Genomic DNA, 16,422 nt, shown 5'->3' with positions numbered 1-16,422 from the left:
TTACCTGCCCGGTATAGTGTTGCCAGATATTTCAGGCGAGGGTATCCACGCTATATGACGGTATTGCGACAATCCCTGCTGCACGCTGTGTCAAGGGACATCTTCAGGTGCGTGGTGCCGTGTAACGATCAACGATCTGCTGGATTTCACCCGAAACCCTCATGCGCACCAGGGTGCGCAGGATATTCTGCGTCGGCAGGCTGGGGTCGTTACGGATAATGCAGCCGGCCGGCTGATCAGCGATCAGGGCGACGGACTTCAGTTGTTCATCAGGGGGTAAGTCACGGTTGAGCCAGTCCAGCACCAGTTGGCTGGCCACTGCGTAGTGATAGCGGCCCGCAACCAGTTTTCGGAGTGTCTGCTCCTGATTGCGGGCGTCCTCGCGAACCAGTTGATGGTTATCGAACAGGTATTGCAGGTCGGGATAGTTGTAGCCCAGCACCGTACCGATGGTTTCATTATCAAACTGCTCGGGGTAAGGGCCTGCGGCGGTTGCGGCGGAGGCGATCAGCAAGTCGCGCTGATAGATGATCGGCAGACTCCAGAAGTAATCACCCGAGAGGTTCGGCACCCAGGCCTGGGCTGCGTAGCAACGAATGTCGATTTCACCGCGCTCCAGCGCCGCCTGAACCCGCAGTCGCGGCATCACATGGTATTCGGCTTCACGGCCTACCTGGCGCGCGAGGCTTTGCATGATGTCGAACAGGATTCCGGATGTCGGTTGATAGTTGTCCAGTTGAACCAGCGGCATCGACCAGCTTTCCGCTACCGAAAACCGCAGTGGCGGTTCCGTCGCATCAACAGGCAGGGCAATCAGCAGCAATAGCGTTATTAGAATGATACGGGTTCGTCGCATAGAAGGTCCCTCAACTACGAGCCATGTATAAAACGCTCTCTAAAGACCCGATTACCGCGTGTCTTCACATCCATTTGCACAGCTTAGTCAGAATAGAGGAGGACACCAGATGCAATTTTGCCCCTGCTCCGCTAGCATTAGCGGTCTTCCGCTTCCCAGTTGCGACGGTTTTCGATGAGTTATCAGGTTCTTGCACGTAAATGGCGTCCGCGCTCGTTCCGCGAAATGGTCGGCCAGACCCATGTGCTGAAGGCTCTGATCAATGCCCTGGACAGTCAGCGCCTGCACCATGCCTATCTGTTCACCGGCACCCGGGGGGTGGGCAAGACCACTATTGCGCGGATTATCGCCAAGTGCCTGAACTGCGAAACGGGCATCACGTCGACACCATGTGGCACCTGTTCGGTGTGTCGCGAGATCGACGAAGGACGCTTTGTCGACCTGATCGAGATCGACGCCGCAAGCCGCACCAAGGTCGAGGACACCCGAGAACTGCTGGATAACGTGCAATACGCCCCGAGCCGCGGGCGCTTCAAGGTCTACCTGATCGACGAAGTGCACATGCTTTCCAGCCACTCGTTCAACGCGCTGCTAAAGACTCTTGAAGAGCCGCCGCCGTACGTCAAATTCATCCTGGCGACCACCGATCCGCAAAAACTGCCGGCGACGATTTTGTCCCGCTGCCTGCAGTTTTCTCTGAAGAACATGACGCCGGAGCGTGTGGTTGAGCATTTGACCCATGTGCTGGGCGTCGAAAATGTGCCGTTCGAAGACGACGCACTGTGGCTGTTGGGGCGTGCTGCCGACGGCTCCATGCGCGATGCAATGAGTCTCACCGATCAAGCGATTGCTTTCGGTGAAGGCAAGGTCATGGCTGCTGATGTACGGGCCATGCTCGGTACGCTGGATCACGGTCAGGTGTTCGATGTGCTGACCGCCTTGATTGACGGCGATGCCCGCAGTTTGCTGGAAGCTGTCCGGCATCTGGCCGAACAGGGCCCGGACTGGAATGGCGTGTTGTCGGAGATTCTCAACGTGCTGCACCGCGTGGCGATTGCCCAGGCGCTGCCCGAGGGTGTCGATAACGGCCATGGCGATCGCGACCGGGTACTTGCCCTGGCTCAGGCATTGCCGGCCGAAGACGTACAGTTCTATTACCAGATGGGTTTGATTGGCCGTCGTGACTTGCCTTTGGCACCTGATCCTCGCGGCGGCTTCGAAATGGTCCTGCTGCGCATGTTGGCATTTCGTCCCGCAGACAGCAGTGATGCCCCGAGGCAGCCGCTAAAGACAGTGGGAATCAACCCGGCCACAGTTGATTCCCCACAACAAGTGGCCGGTGCGACAGCGGTCGCGCCGGTAGCAATTGCTCCCGTACAGGCAGCCGCTCCGGTTGTTGCAGCGCCGGTGGTGGAGCCGATTGTCGAGGCCGAGTCGCAAGCACCTGCGCCGACTCCTGTGGCAGCCACTCGTGAACCTGAGCCGGTCGAGGAAGTTGACCTGCCCTGGAACGAGCCGCAAGCGTTGCCGCCAGTAGCCGAGGAGGAGTCCGAGCCTGAGCCGGTTGCTACGCCTGCACAGGAGCTGGTTGCCGAGCCAGTGCTCGACACAGTAGGCGAGCAGCCTGAACTGACACCGATGCCAAGTCCCGCGCCAGCCAGTCCGGTGCCGGATGCGCCGGAGGTTGAAGCGTCACAGCCTGAGGTCTCTGCCGGGCAGGCCGTTACTCCCGCAATGCTTGAAGCCATCCCCGATGCCTATGTTCCTGCGCCGATGGATCGCGACGATGAGCCACCACCGGATGATGATTACGTCGAACCGGATGTGGACATCGACCCGGCGTCCTATAGTTTCCTCGATGAACTGGCGCACGAAACGGTCACTGAAGCGGTCGAAGCTGAACCGGCTCCGGCGGCAAAACCGGCGACGGGTCTGGCTGCTGAATGGCTGGACATGTTTAACAAGTTGCCGATTTCCGGGATGACCAGCAGCATTGCCTCCAACTGCACGCTGGTCGCGATGGACGGTGATGACTGGTTGTTGCACCTGGATCCTGGCCACAGCGCCTTGTTCAACGCGACTCAGTTGCGCCGTATCAACGATGGCCTGAATCAATTCACCGGGCGTACGATCAACCTCAAGATCGAGTTGATCAAGCCCGAGCAGGAAACCCCGGCCCAGGCGGCTTCGCGGTTGCGTGTGGAGCGTCAGCGGCAGGCGGAAGCGTCGATTCATGCTGATCCGTTCATCCAGCAGATGCTTGAACAGTTTGGCGCCGTGATCCGGGAGGATACGATCAAGCCTGTGGACGCCCCGATCCAGACTCATTAACTGAAGGTGTGATGCCCTATGGCAACCCACCGGATACAATAATCAACTTTCGAGGAGATATCCCATGATGAAAGGTGGCATGGCTGGCCTGATGAAGCAGGCACAGCAAATGCAGGAAAAAATGGCCAAGATGCAGGAAGAACTGGCCAATGCCGAAGTGACCGGCCAATCGGGTGCAGGCCTGGTCAGCGTCGTGATGACCGGTCGCCATGACGTCAAGCGCATCAATCTGGATGACAGCCTGATGCAGGAAGACAAAGAAGTTCTGGAAGACCTGATCGCTGCCGCCGTCAACGACGCGGTACGCAAGATCGAACAGGCCAGCCAGGAAAAGACTTCCAGCATGACCGCAGGCATGCAGTTGCCGCCGGGCATGAAGCTGCCATTCTGATTGCTGGTTGTTGCCAAAAATGCCAGGCCAAGTGCCTGGCATTTTTGTTTGTGCAAAAAGATCCGTATAGCGAAGACCCTGTGGGAGCGGTGCTTGCCCGCGATACAGGCGCTGCGGTGGTGCAGATGAACCCGGTTGCTTTCATCGCGAGCAAGCTCAGCTCCCACACGAATCACTGATGACGTGGGACCGGCTTCAGCCGGGAATACGCCGGGACAAACGCTGAATTTTTATCTGCAGAAATACCGCCTTCCCGGCTAAAGCCGGTCCCACGTCGTCGAATTAGCTTGCGAGCAAACATGGAATCTCCCACACGAATCACTAATGACGTGGGACCGGCTTCAGCCGGGAAGAGGCCGGGACAGACACTGAATCTTCATCGGCAGAAATACCGCCTTCCCGGCTAAAGCCGGTCCCACGTCATCGAATTAGCTTGCGAGCAAACGTGGAATCTCCCACACGAATCACTGATGACGTGGGACCGGCTTCAGCCGGGAATACGCCGGGACAAACGCTGAATTTTTATCTGCAGAAATACCGCCTTCCCGGCTAAAGCCTGTCCCACGTCATCGAATTAGCTTGCGAGCAAACATGGAATCTCCCACACGAATCACTGATGACGTGGGGCCGGCTTCAGCCGGGAAGAGGCCGGGACAGACTCTGAATCTTCATCTGCAGAAATACCGTCTTCCCGGCTAAAGCCGGTCCCACTTCGTCGAATTAGCTTGCGAGCAAACGTGGAATCTCCCACACGAATCACTGATGACGTGGGGCCGGCTTCAGCCGGGAAGAGGCTGGGACAGACACTGAATCTTCATCGGCAGAAATACCGTCTTCCCGGCTAAAGCCGGTCCCACGTCATCGAATTAGCTTGCGAGCAAACGTGGAATCTCCCACACGAATCACTGATGACGTGGGACCGGCTTCAGCCGGGAAGAGGCTGGGACAGACACTGAATCTTCATCGGCAGAAATACCGCCTTCCCGGCTAAAGCCGGTCCCACGTCATCGAATTAGCTTGCGAGCAAACATGGAATCTCCCACACGAATCACTGATGACGTGGGACCGGCTTCAGCCGGGAAGAGGCCGGGACAGACACTGAATCTTCATCGGCAGAAATACCGCCTTCCCGGCTAAAGCCGGTCCCACGTCGTCACATTGGCTTGCGGGCAAACGTGGAATCTCCCACACGAATCACTGATGACGTGGGGCCGGCTTCAGCCGGGAAGAGGCCGGGACAGACTCTGAATCTTCATCTGCAGAAATACCGTCTTCCCGGCTAAAGCCGGTCCCACGTCATCGAATTAGCTTGCGAGCAAACGTGGAATCTCCCACACGAATCACTGATGACGTGGGACCGGCTTCAGCCGGGAATACGCCGGGACAGACACTGAATCTTCATCGGCAGAAATACCGTCTTCCCGGCTAAAGCCGGTCCCACGTCGTCACATTGGCTTGCGGGCAAACACGGAATCTCCCACAAATCCCCCCATTGGTATCCAACCGAACGCCATCGGCTTCAGACGGTCTGTTCTTCATACCCCATAGAATTCATTCCCAAGGAGCCGCTTTGATGACCCAAGAATTGATTCTTAACCAGCGAATTGTCCTGGCCTCTCGTCCGGTGGGCGCACCGACCCCGGAAAACTTCCGGCTGGAGCGCGAAGCGCTGCCGGATCTGCAGGAAGGGCAAGTGCAGTTGCGCACTCTTTATCTGTCGCTGGACCCTTACATGCGCGGACGCATGAGCGATGCACCTTCTTACGCTGATCCGGTTGAAATCGACGCGGTAATGGAAGGCGGCGCCGTCAGCATCGTCGAGCAGTCGCGTAATCCTGCATTCAAGGTGGGTGACCGCGTGGTTGGCCAGACCGGCTGGCAGACTCACAGCATCAATGATGGTGCTGAGTTGAAAGTGATCCCTAAAGACCTGCCCAGCGATTCCATGGCTGTAGGCGTATTGGGCATGCCTGGCATGACCGCTTACATGGGGCTGATGGACATCGGCAAGCCACAGGCAGGCGAGACACTCGTCGTTGCGGCAGCATCTGGCGCTGTGGGATCCGTAGTGGGGCAGGTGGCCAAGTTGCAGGGCCTGCGCGTAGTGGGCGTTGCTGGTGGCGCGGACAAGTGCCGTTATGCGGTTGATGAACTGGGCTTTGATGCCTGTATCGACCACAAGAGCGATAACTTCGCAGAAGAACTGAAGCAGGCTTGCGGTCAAGGCGTCGACATCTATTTCGAACTGGTGGGCGGCAAAGTCTTCGATGCGGTATTGCCGCTGCTCAACCCTCATGCACGGATTCCCGTGTGCGGCGTGATTGCGCAGTACAACGCCCAGGGCGTACCGGAAGGGCCGAACGATCTGCCGCTGCTGCTGCGTACGATGTTGACCAAGCGTGCCCGTATGCAAGGCTTCATCGTGTTCGAAGAGTACGGTGATCGCCACGAAGAGTTCTTCCGCGAAATGACCCCACTGGTCACTCAAGGCAAGATCAAATTCCGTGAAGACGTGGTGCAGGGCCTTGAGCACGCGCCAGAAGCCTTTATTGGTCTGCTGGAAGGGCGCAACTTTGGCAAGTTGGTGGTTCACGTCTCTGACGCATGACGTAACCCTTGATTGACGCTGTAGGCAGGGCGCGGGTATAAACCGCGTCTTGTGTTTTTGTCGGACCTTTCTCCATGAGCTTCAGCCCACTGATTCGCCAACTGATCGATGCCCTGCGTACTTTGCCGGGTGTCGGTCAAAAAACTGCGCAACGCATGGCGCTGCAACTGCTCGAACGTGATCGCAGTGGCGGTTCACGACTGGCGCTGGCGTTGAGCCAGGCGATGGAAGGCGTTGGGCACTGTCGACAGTGTCGCACCCTGACCGAAGACGATCTGTGCCCGCAATGCTCGGACAACCGCCGGGATGACACGCTGCTGTGTGTGGTGGAAGGGCCGATGGATGTCTACGCAGTGGAGCAGACCGGCTATCGCGGTCGTTACTTTGTGCTCAAAGGCCATCTGTCGCCGCTGGACGGGCTGGGTCCTGAGGCCATCGGCATTCCACAGCTGCTGGCACGGATCAACGAGCAGGGGACCTTCAGTGAAGTCATCCTGGCGACCAATCCTACGGTCGAAGGCGAAGCCACCGCACACTACATCGCGCAGTTGTTGACCAACAAAGGCCTGATCACTTCACGTATCGCTCACGGCGTACCGCTGGGTGGCGAGCTGGAACTGGTGGACGGCGGGACATTGGCGCACTCCTTTGCAGGGCGTAAGCCAATTGCTTTGTAAGCATCGACACTAATCTGTAGGAGCTGCCGAAGGCTGCGAAGCATTAATTCTGACACGCCGCCATCGCAGCCTTCGGCAGCTCCTACAGGGCATGTTTGTTCAGGGAAGACACGGTGTCAGCCCCACAGATATCTACTCCGTCAACCCAAAGCTCGTCAGGCAGAACGTCGGAATCTGCAGGTCTTGCAGGCGTTTCGAGCCGCCCAGTTCTGGAAGGTCAATAATCGCAGCGGCTTCGTGGATCTTCGCGCCCATGCGGCGGATCAGGTTGGCAGCCGCGATGAGCGTTCCGCCAGTGGCGATCAGGTCGTCAAACATCACCACCGAGTCGCCATCGCACAGGCTGTCAGCGTGCACTTCCAGAAACGCTTCACCGTATTCAGTCTGATACCCCTCTGACAGCACGTCGGCAGGCAATTTGCCCTGCTTGCGAAACAGGATCAGCGGCTTGTTCAGTTCATAAGCCACAATCGAACCGATCAGAAAGCCCCGGGCGTCCATCACGCCGATGTGGCTGAAGTCCGCCTCGATGTAACGCTGTACGAAGCTGTCCATCACCAGGCGCGTGGCTTTGGGAGACTGGAACAGCGGGGTGATGTCGCGAAAGATGACACCCGGCTTGGGGAAGTCCACTACCGGGCGAATGAGGGATTTGAAGCTGGCTTCGTCGAAAATCATCAGGTAATCCAGGGCAGGTCGTCTAAACGCTAGTCTAAAGCCGCTCGCCCTGAATCGCACCCTCAGCTTTCGATAGCCCCGCCTGCCAGTGCGCAGAGCTGGATCGGATCAAGGATTCTGATCTCTTTGCCCTCGGCGGCAATCAGTTCGTTTTGCTGAAAACGGGTGAAGACGCGTGAAACGGTTTCCACCGCCAGCCCCAAGTGGTTGCCAATTTCGTTGCGCGACATGCTCAGGCGGAACTGGTTGGCCGAGAAACCCCGGGCACGGAAGCGTGCGGACAGATTGACCAGAAAAGTCGCGATGCGCTCGTCGGCGGTCTTTTTCGACAGCAGCAACATCATTTGTTGATCGTCGCGGATTTCCCGACTCATGACCCGCATCAACTGACGACGCAGTTGCGGCAGTTGCACCGACAATTCGTCCAGGCGCTCGAACGGAATTTCGCAGACCGAGGTGGTTTCCAGCGCTTGAGCGGACACTGGATAAGCATCCGCGTCCATGCCCGACATGCCCACCAGTTCGCTTGGCAGATGGAAACCGGTCAGTTGTTCTTCGCCACCGTCACTGATATTGAAGGTCTTCAGCGCGCCGGAACGTACTGCGTACACCGAGCCGAACGTGTCACCCTGACGGAACAGGAACTCGCCTTTTTTCAGCGGTCGGCCGCGTTTGACGATCTGGTCCAGGGCGTCCATGTCCTCGAGGTTCAAGGAAAGTGGCAAGCACAGCGAAGCCAGACTGCAATCCTTGCAATGGGCCTGGGTATGAGCGCGTACTTTGACTGGCTCGGGCATCACTTTATTCCTTGTGGTAATCACACATAAGTCATAAGGGTAACTCACCGGGGACTGTTCAGGCCAGCGACGAGCCGTCGAGTGGCTATCAAGCTTTGCGCGCTTTGGTCGATAGTTCTGGCTAATCCGCCTTATCAAACAGGTCGCCGCTCATGTGGTCATCCGCGCTTACCGCCATCAGTCGGGCTTTTCTGGCATCCAATGCCGCTGCGCAGAAAAGCGCTGCCGAAAAGGCCGCGCCACAGAGCACGTCCACCGCGCAGGCCTCGCAGAGCGTGGAGGTCAACCTTTCCCCGGCTGGTCTGGCGCGTGCGGCGTTAACGGGCTCGACCAATGCTGATATCAAGCAAAGTGGTTTGCCGGACTCGGTGCAGAAGGTCCTCATCTCGTTGCGTGACACCCAGAAAAGGCTGGAGCAATCGAATACCGAGTTGCAAAAGACGATAAACGACAAGTCCCTCAGCCCTGACATGCGCCAAGCCAAGGCGGCTGCCCTGCAGACCGTTTCGGCGATTTATCAGCGCCAGATCAGTACCTCCGCCAGCGATCTATCCAATGTCATGAACGCGTTGCAGCTGAAGTCAGCCGATAAGGCCAAAGCCAGCATGCTGATGCTGGCCAAAATGTAAGCGAGCGGCCCATCCTGTAGGAACTCACCGAGGTTACGAGGCCAGCGATGGCGGTGTGTCAGACATATCGCTATCGCGGCCTCGCGGTGCTCGTGCGCTCCTACAGATTGGGTAGCAACGGGTACAAGCCGCTCATATCACCCGTGAAAAACGCTGGCGATTCTGCTGGGTCAGGTAAGCATCGAACACCATACACACTGATCGCACCAGCAACCGGCCCGCGGGCAGTACCTCGATGCCTGTAGATTTCAGGCTGATCAGCCCGTCGTTAACCATGCTGGCGAGTTGCGGCCACAACGCGCTGAAACAAGTTCGAAAGTCGATATCGAACCGGGTTTCGATATCGGCGAAATCCAGACTGAAATGGCAGATCAATTGCTGAATCACCGCTCTGCGCAGGCGATCGTCCTGATTGCAGACGAGGCCGCGCTTGGTCGCCAGTTGGTCGCTCGCCAGCTGGTTTTGATAGTCAGCCAGGTCGTTGCTGTTCTGGCTGTACAGATCACCAATCTGACTGATCGCTGAAACCCCCAGGCCAATCAGGTCGCAGTGGCCGTGGGTGGTGTAGCCCTGGAAGTTGCGTTGCAGGGTCAATTCTTCTTGCGCAATGGCCAGTTCATCATCGGGCAGGGCGAAGTGATCCATGCCGATATAGCGGTATCCGGCTTTGGTCAGTTGCTCGATGGTGTGTTCCAGCATCTGCAGCTTGGCTTCCGGCGTTGGCAGATCGCTGCTGTCGATTCGCCGTTGCGGCATGAAGCGCTCGGGCAGGTGCGCGTAATTGAACACTGACAACCGGTCGGGTTGCAGGGTAATGATTTCGTCCACGGTGTCGGCAAAGCCCTGCGGCGTCTGTTTGGGCAGGCCGTAGATCAGGTCGATGTTGATCGACCGAAACTGCAAGGTCCGTGCGGCATCAATAATCGCCTGGGTTTCTTCCAGACTTTGCAGGCGATTGACCGCCCGCTGTACCTGCGGGTCCAGATCCTGCACCCCAAGGCTGACCCGGTTGAAGCCCAGTTCGCGCAGCAACCCCATGGTCGACCAGTCAGCCTCACGCGGGTCAATTTCAATCCCGTAGTCGCCCGAGTCGTCATCCAGCATATTGAAGTGCTGGCGCAGATGGCCCATCAATTGGCGCAGTTCGTCATGGCTGAGAAAGGTTGGTGTACCACCGCCAAAATGCAGTTGTTCGACCACCTGACCAGGATCAAGGTGGCTGGCGATCATCTGGATTTCATGCTCAAGCCTTTGCAGATAAACCTGAGCGCGACCGCGATCCTTGGTGATGACTTTGTTGCAGGCGCAGTAGTAACAAATGTTGGCGCAGAACGGGATATGCACATAGAGCGACAGCGGGCGGATTGCCTTGCGGCTGTCGCGAAGTGCATGCAGGAAGTCGAAAGCGCCGACCTGTGTGTGAAATTGCACCGCTGTGGGGTAGGAGGTGTAGCGCGGTCCCGCCAGATCGTAGCGGCGAATCAGATCAGAATCCCAACGGATAGCGTCGAGCATGTGGGCGTTCCCTGGGTAGGCTGGCAGTGTCGGTCAGTCTAGAGAAACGCGCTCTCGATCCTTTGATATGGGTCAATGGCCCATCAACCAGTGCTGATGCGGGCCGGGCAGGGTCCAGAGTCCGAAGACAATTACCAGCAGGCCACCCGCCATGCGTATACCACGCTGACGCAGCAACGCGGTGATGCGCTCCGCCGCAAGTCCTGTGGCCAACAGCACCGGGCAGGTGCCAATGCCGAAAGCCAGCATCAATAAAGCACTGTCGATGGCATTACCCTGGCTCGCCGACCAGAGCAGCGTGCTGTAAACCAGCCCGCACGGCAGCCAGCCCCACAGCGCGCCCAGCAATAAGGCCCTTGGCAGACTCGACACTGGCAGCAAACGACTTGCCAGTGGCTGGATGTAGCGCCACAGCCCGCGGCCCAGGCTTTCGATACGAGTCAGGCCGCTCCACCATCCGGCCAGATACAGGCCCATGGTGATCAGTAGCAGTGCCGCGATGACTCGCAGGGCCATTGCCCCAGGGCTATTGGCTACGGCCCAGCCTGCGAGGCCGATCAGCAGACCGGCGCAGGTGTAACTCAAGATCCGCCCGATGTTGTAAGCCAGCAGCAGCCGGAAACGTCGGCTGCGTTGCTCCTTGGGAATCGCCAGCGTCAGCGCCCCCATCAACCCGCCGCACATGCCCAGGCAGTGGCCGCCACCTAACAGGCCGAGGATCAGGGCTGAGATCAGGAGGGGGGCGAGGTCAGTCATGAGCAGCCTCGCTCTAACAGACATACCGCCAGCCCATGTGGGAGCGGTGCTTGCCCGCGATAAGGCTGGACGCGGTTCACTTTGGATCGCGTCGCTCCTATCGTCGGAATGCCGCCCAGACCAAGCACCGCCTCCCACAAAAGCACCGCCCTATAAACTCGCTCAAACGTCATCTTTTTTCCTGCCCGCAACCTCATCCACCGCCGCCTGATGTTTTGGATCCTGGTCATCAAAAAGAATGCTGTGAGCGGGGCCTTCCATGTCGTCGTACTGGCCGCTGTCCACGGCCCAGAAGAAAATGTAGATCGCCACGCCAACCAGCAGCAACGCCGCCGGGATCATGATGTAGAGCGCTGGCATGAAGCCTCCGGAGCTGGCTGCCGATGAGGGGCATTGGTAGACGGCGTGCGGGTCAGGCGCAGGGCGTTGAGGACCACGGTCAACGAACTGATGGACATGCCCACGGCAGCCCATATTGGAGTGATCCAGCCCAGCGCCGCGAACGGCAGCATGAGGCCATTGTACAGCCCGGCCCAGAGCAGGTTTTCGATGATTACCCGGCGAGTCCGACGCGCCAGGGCAAAGGCCTGAACCAGCGCCCGCAAGTTATTGGACAGCAACACCGCGTCCGCACTGGTCTTCGCCAGATCAGTGGCCGAGCCCATGGCGACACTGATATCGGCAGCCGCCAGTACCGGCACGTCATTCACGCCGTCGCCAAGCATCAGCACCTTGCGACCCTGGCGATGTAATGCTTGCAGCACCGCGAGCTTGTCGTCAGGGCGCAGACCGCCACGGGCCTCGTCTATGCCCAGTTCGGCGGCAACCTGAGCAACCATCGGCGAGCTGTCACCGGACAGCAGCAGGGTTTTCCAGCCACGCGCCTTGCAGGCTTGCAGCAGCTCGTGGGCGTCTTCACGCAGGCGATCATCAAGGATGAACCAGGCCAGCGGCCCGTGGCGGTCGCCCAGTAACAGATGCTGCCCGGTGTGTTCCGGCACGGGGGGAAGGTCACAGCCACTCAAGGCGCAGACAAAGGCCGGTTGTCCGATCCGTAACGCATGACCGTTGACGATCCCCTCAAGGCCTAGCCCGGTTTGGTTGAAGACGTCCTCGGCAGCGATTGGCGCACGGCCGAACGCTTTTGCGATCGGATGCTCCGAGCGGTTTTCCAGCGCGGCGGCGAGGCTCAGGCAAGCGTCGGCGTCCAGTTCGCCCAGCGGTTTGATGCTGCGCAGGGCGAGTCGTCCTTCGGTCAGGGTGCCGGTCTTGTCGAAAATCACCGTGTCGATCTGGTTAAGCCCCTCCAGCACATGGCCGCGGGTCAATAACAAACCGAGTGTGTGCAGCGTGCCGGTGGCCGCGGTAAGCGCTGTCGGGGTCGCGAGGGAGAGGGCGCACGGGCAGGTAGCGACCAGCATCGCAAGGACGATCCAGAAGGCTCGAGACGAATCGATCTGCCACCAGACAACGCCGATAACCACCGCCGCCAGCAGTGAAAGCAACAGGAACCACTGCGCTGCCCGATCAGCGATTTCCGCCAGTCGGGGTTTTTCTGTCTGTGCCCTGTCGAGCAGACGAACAATGGCTGACAGGCGGGTTTCATGGCCCAGCGCCAGGACTTCCACCGTGAGCACACTTTCAATGTTCAAAGTGCCCGCTGTGACTGAATCGCCGGGATTTCGCGGCTGGGGCAGGTATTCACCGGTCAGGAGCGACTCATCGATGCTTGACCGGCCTTCGATGACTTTGCCATCGGCGGGCAGCACGGTGCCGGGCTGCACCAGAACCTGATCGCCCAGTCGCAGTTCGCTGAGCAGAATCCGTTCAGTCTGACCCTGTTCATCGAGACGCAGGCAGGACGCAGGCAGCAGATTGACCAGTTGTGCAGTGGCCGCAGCAGTGCGTTCCCGGGCACGGCGTTCCAGGTAGCGTCCAGCGAGCAGGAACAGGGCGAACATGCCCACGGCGTCGAAATACAGTTCGCCGTTGCCGGTGATGGCGGTCCAGATGCCCGCGATGTAAGCGCCACCAATCGCCAGCGATACGGAAACGTCCATCGTCAAGTGGCGGGTGCGCAGGTCGCGCAGAGCCCCACGAAAGAATGGCGCGCAACTGTAAAAGACGATGGGGGTCGTCAGAAACATCGCGACCCAGCGCAGGATGGTGTGCATGTCCGGGCTGAGATCAATGTTGAATTCCGGCCAGGTGGCCATGGTCGCCATCATCGCCTGAAACCAAAGCAACCCCGCCACGCCAAGCTGGCGCAGCGCCAGACGATTTTCATCGGCGAGTTGTGCCGCAGCCCGGTCAGCCTGATAAGGATGGGCAACGTAGCCGATGCGGCGCAATTGGCCGAGCAGCTCACTCAAGGGCATCTGGCTGTCGGACCAACTGACATGCAATCGATGGTTAGACAGGTTCAAGCGTGCTTCAGCCACCGCAGGCAACGCCCGCAAGTGACGCTCGATGAGCCAGCCACATGCCGCGCAACTGATGCCTTCCATTAACAATATCGTGTCTGCCAGCTCGCCCTGATGGCGAACAAACGGATGTTGCACATCGGCACGGTCGTACAGCGCCAGTTCATCCGGCAGTTGCATGGGCAGGGTTTCAGGGTTGGCCGACGCCTGGCCGCGATGGCTGTAATAACTTTCCAGCCCGCCAGCGACGATAGACTCAGCCACGGCCTGACACCCCGGACAGCACATCGCCCGGGTTTCCCCGAGCACGACGGCGGTAAAGCGACTGCCCGACGGGACGGGCAGGGCGCAATGGTAGCAGGGGGTGGGTGTGGTGGTCATTGGGTCTTCAGCACGCAGGGTGGGAACACGGTACTTGTGGGAGCGGTGCTTGCCCGCGATAAGGCTGGACGCTATTTCGTCTTGAAATCGCGTCGACCTTATCGCGGGCAAGCACCGCTCCCACAGAATCTGCGTCATCCAGTGGGACCGTGTTCAATTCCTCAAGTCTTCCGCACCCTGAATCGCTTCATCTCCCAGTGCAAGGTCTTTGTCGTGGCTGATCTGTTCTTCCTCGAACAACCGCCAGGTCTGGCCGTTTTCAACGCCCAGCAACTCGACAAACCGACGCCCTTCGACTTTATCAGTCAGTTGCCCGATGTAGCGATCAGGCTCCGGGTTGCTCTGGGTCAGAATGATCTTGCGATCCTTCTGCGGTTGGGTCGGGGAGATCAGGTTCAGTTCCAGGGTCCGCGGCCTGCTGTTGCCCGTCAGGCGCAGCGCGGCTTCACCCGTCAGTTCATCCAGATGCAGGCTGGCACGCAGCCTCAGGGTCTGTGCCAGCAGTTCGCGGTCCAGTGAGCGGTTAATGCCTTTGCCCGCTTCGTAATAATTGTCGTTGACCAGATTGTCAGGGTTATTCACCGCGATGGTCACCATGGTCAGCGAGAGCGTCACCGAGCAGGTGAGAATGCCAATGAGGATCCATGGCCAGAGGTGCTTGTACCATGGGCTTTGGGCGGTCGCGACGGGCATCGGCATTTCTCTTTACGAAGTGTGTGGCTAACGGACTTGCGGGCCGATGAACCGGCTTTTGGTCTCGGCATGGGCATCGCCGTCGGCATCCTTGAGGATGAAAATTACCTCGTTGGTGCTTGATGGCAGTTTTTCGGGCGCGATGGACAGCTCCACCGGCATGCTGAAAATATCCCCGGCCGCCACTTTGAATTCACGCCTTCCCTGTAACTTCAGGTCCGGCAAGCCCGTAGCGTCCAGCACATAGGTGTGATCCACCTGGTCCTTGTTCATGACCTTAAGGCTGTAGACGTTCTCGATCCGGCCTTCGGCGTTTTCCCTGTACAGCACGCGGTCCTTGCTGACGTCGAAACCGACCAGCGAGCGCATGAAGAACGCCGAGACCAGCAGGCCGATCATCACCAGCAGCACTGCCGCGTAGCCAATCAATCGAGGTCGCAACGTGTGGGTAATCTGGCCGGATAAGTTGTGTTCGGTGGTGTAGCTGATCAACCCGCGCGGGTAGTTCATCTTGTCCATGATGCTGTCACAGGCGTCGATGCAGGCGGCGCACCCTATGCACTCCACTTGCAGACCGTCACGGATGTCGATGCCGGTAGGGCAGACCTGCACGCACATCGTGCAATCGATGCAATCGCCCAGACCTTGCGCCGTGTAGTCCTGATCTTTTTTACGCGGGCCACGCTTCTCGCCACGGCGTGGGTCGTAGGAAACGATCAGGGTGTCCTTGTCGAACATCACGCTCTGAAATCGTGCGTAGGGGCACATGTAAATGCACACCTGCTCACGGAGCCAGCCCGCATTGCCGTAAGTCGCAAGGGTGAATAAGCCAACCCAGAAATATGCCCAGCTGTCGGCCTGACCAGTGAACAATTCTGTAATCAGGTCGCGAATGGGCGAGAAGTAGCCGACAAACGTCAGCCCGGTGAGGAAGCCAATTAACAGCCACAGGCTGTGTTTGGCAAATTTACGCCCGAATTTGTTCGCGCTCATGGGCGCTTTATCGAGCTTGATGCGCTGGTTGCGGTCGCCTTCGGTGACCTTTTCGCACCACATGAAAATCCATGTCCAGACACTTTGCGGGCAGGTGTAGCCGCACCACACCCGACCGGCGTAGACCGTGATGAAAAACAGGCCGAACGCGCTGACGATGAGGATGCCCGAGAGCAGGATGAAATCCTGCGGCCAGAAGGTCGCGCCAAAAATGTAAAACTTGCGCTCCGGCAGGTTCCACCACACCGCCTGATGTCCACCCCAGTTCAGCCAGACCGTACCGAAGTAAATCAGGAACAGCAGGGCGCCGCCGAGCATGCGCAGGTTGCGGAACAGGCCGGTGAACGCGCGGGTGTAGATCTTTTCCCGCGAGGCGTAGAGGTCGACCGTCTTACCGCTTTCGGGCGGCGGTGTGACGTTGACGACCGGAATGTTATTGCTCATCGGTGTGTCCCACGGCAGTGGAAAAATGCCTCTGTGGTCAGGAGCGTGGCGTTATGAAGGCAATGATACGCCTGCAGTCTTCGTGAGTGGGGCGCGGCGAATCTTGGTGCAAACAGGTGTAAAGAGTGCTGATTCGGATCAATTGATTTGCAGTTTTTTTGCGGTATGTGATTTCCCTGTGGGAGCCGAGCTTGCTCGCGATAAGGCTGGACGCGATTCACTTTAGATCGCGTCCAGCCTTATCGCGGGC

At 58.7% G+C, this 16,422-nt stretch carries 14 protein-coding genes; 5 read left to right on the top strand and 9 right to left on the bottom strand.

All coding sequences use genetic code 11. The features are described 5' to 3' along the window. Positions 1 to 103 precede the first annotated feature (103 nt). Positions 104 to 856, bottom strand: a complete 753-nt coding sequence (locus CKW31_RS23890; RefSeq protein ID WP_095100715.1) for an ABC transporter substrate-binding protein — start codon at positions 854 to 856, stop codon at positions 104 to 106. Between the two features lie 174 nt (positions 857 to 1,030). On the opposite strand from CKW31_RS23890, the gene dnaX reads away from it, so the two are divergent. The 4 genes from dnaX (at position 1,031) to recR (ending at position 6,863) form a co-directional block, all read left to right on the top strand. After that, on the top strand, positions 1,031 to 3,187 hold the full coding sequence (gene dnaX, locus CKW31_RS23885) for a DNA polymerase III subunit gamma/tau (RefSeq protein WP_095100713.1): 2,157 nt from the start codon (positions 1,031 to 1,033) through the stop codon (positions 3,185 to 3,187). Positions 3,188 to 3,251: 64 nt separating this feature from the next. After that, positions 3,252 to 3,578 (top strand): YbaB/EbfC family nucleoid-associated protein, encoded by a 327-nt coding sequence (locus tag CKW31_RS23880; RefSeq protein ID WP_027900954.1) that lies wholly within the window; start codon positions 3,252 to 3,254, stop codon positions 3,576 to 3,578. A gap of 1,573 nt (positions 3,579 to 5,151) precedes the next feature. Then, entirely contained in the window at positions 5,152 to 6,186 is a 1,035-nt protein-coding gene (locus tag CKW31_RS23875) for an NADP-dependent oxidoreductase (protein ID WP_095100711.1), read from the top strand. Positions 6,187 to 6,260: 74 nt separating this feature from the next. Continuing rightward, positions 6,261 to 6,863 (top strand): recombination mediator RecR, encoded by a 603-nt coding sequence (recR, locus tag CKW31_RS23870; RefSeq protein WP_027900956.1) that lies wholly within the window; start codon positions 6,261 to 6,263, stop codon positions 6,861 to 6,863. Between the two features lie 132 nt (positions 6,864 to 6,995). Here the strand turns inward: recR and CKW31_RS23865 are convergent, their stop codons facing one another. Continuing rightward, on the bottom strand, positions 6,996 to 7,541 hold the full coding sequence (locus CKW31_RS23865) for an adenine phosphoribosyltransferase (protein ID WP_027900957.1): 546 nt from the start codon (positions 7,539 to 7,541) through the stop codon (positions 6,996 to 6,998). A 62-nt stretch (positions 7,542 to 7,603) separates the two neighbouring features. After that, the gene (gene fnr / locus CKW31_RS23860; protein WP_095100709.1) at positions 7,604 to 8,338 is read right to left on the bottom strand and encodes a fumarate/nitrate reduction transcriptional regulator Fnr; all 735 of its coding nucleotides are present in this window, start codon (positions 8,336 to 8,338) and stop codon (positions 7,604 to 7,606) included. 152 nt (positions 8,339 to 8,490) lie between these two features. Here fnr and CKW31_RS23855 point away from each other — a divergent pair, with 152 nt between their 5' ends. Then, complete coding sequence (locus CKW31_RS23855; RefSeq protein WP_095100707.1) at positions 8,491 to 8,967, top strand: chemotaxis protein; 477 nt, start codon at positions 8,491 to 8,493, stop codon at positions 8,965 to 8,967. Between the two features lie 132 nt (positions 8,968 to 9,099). Here the strand turns inward: CKW31_RS23855 and hemN are convergent, their stop codons facing one another. The 6 genes from hemN to ccoG all read right to left on the bottom strand — a co-directional run bounded on the left by hemN (position 9,100) and on the right by ccoG (position 16,172). Next, complete coding sequence (gene hemN, locus CKW31_RS23850; protein WP_095100705.1) at positions 9,100 to 10,482, bottom strand: oxygen-independent coproporphyrinogen III oxidase; 1,383 nt, start codon at positions 10,480 to 10,482, stop codon at positions 9,100 to 9,102. Between the two features lie 72 nt (positions 10,483 to 10,554). After that, a complete protein-coding gene (locus tag CKW31_RS23845) occupies positions 10,555 to 11,238 on the bottom strand; it encodes a sulfite exporter TauE/SafE family protein (RefSeq protein WP_095100703.1) in 684 nt (227 codons plus the stop codon). 162 nt (positions 11,239 to 11,400) lie between these two features. Beyond that, positions 11,401 to 11,598: a cbb3-type cytochrome oxidase assembly protein CcoS gene (gene ccoS / locus CKW31_RS23840; RefSeq protein WP_095100700.1), complete on the bottom strand. Its 198-nt coding sequence runs from the start codon at positions 11,596 to 11,598 to the stop codon at positions 11,401 to 11,403. After that, positions 11,577 to 14,042: a heavy metal translocating P-type ATPase gene (locus tag CKW31_RS23835; RefSeq protein ID WP_095100698.1), complete on the bottom strand. Its 2,466-nt coding sequence runs from the start codon at positions 14,040 to 14,042 to the stop codon at positions 11,577 to 11,579. The genes ccoS and CKW31_RS23835 overlap by 22 nt, the downstream gene beginning before the upstream one ends. Positions 14,043 to 14,195: 153 nt before the next feature. Further along, the gene (locus CKW31_RS23830; protein ID WP_095100696.1) at positions 14,196 to 14,735 is read right to left on the bottom strand and encodes a FixH family protein; all 540 of its coding nucleotides are present in this window, start codon (positions 14,733 to 14,735) and stop codon (positions 14,196 to 14,198) included. 27 nt (positions 14,736 to 14,762) lie between these two features. Further along, complete coding sequence (ccoG, locus tag CKW31_RS23825; RefSeq protein WP_095100694.1) at positions 14,763 to 16,172, bottom strand: cytochrome c oxidase accessory protein CcoG; 1,410 nt, start codon at positions 16,170 to 16,172, stop codon at positions 14,763 to 14,765. Positions 16,173 to 16,422 lie beyond the last annotated feature (250 nt).

Source organism: Pseudomonas sp. Irchel 3A5, from assembly GCF_900187575.1.
Classification (GTDB): Bacteria; Pseudomonadota; Gammaproteobacteria; order Pseudomonadales; family Pseudomonadaceae; genus Aquipseudomonas; species Aquipseudomonas folii.
This window is presented reverse-complemented; position numbering and strand designations above follow the sequence as displayed.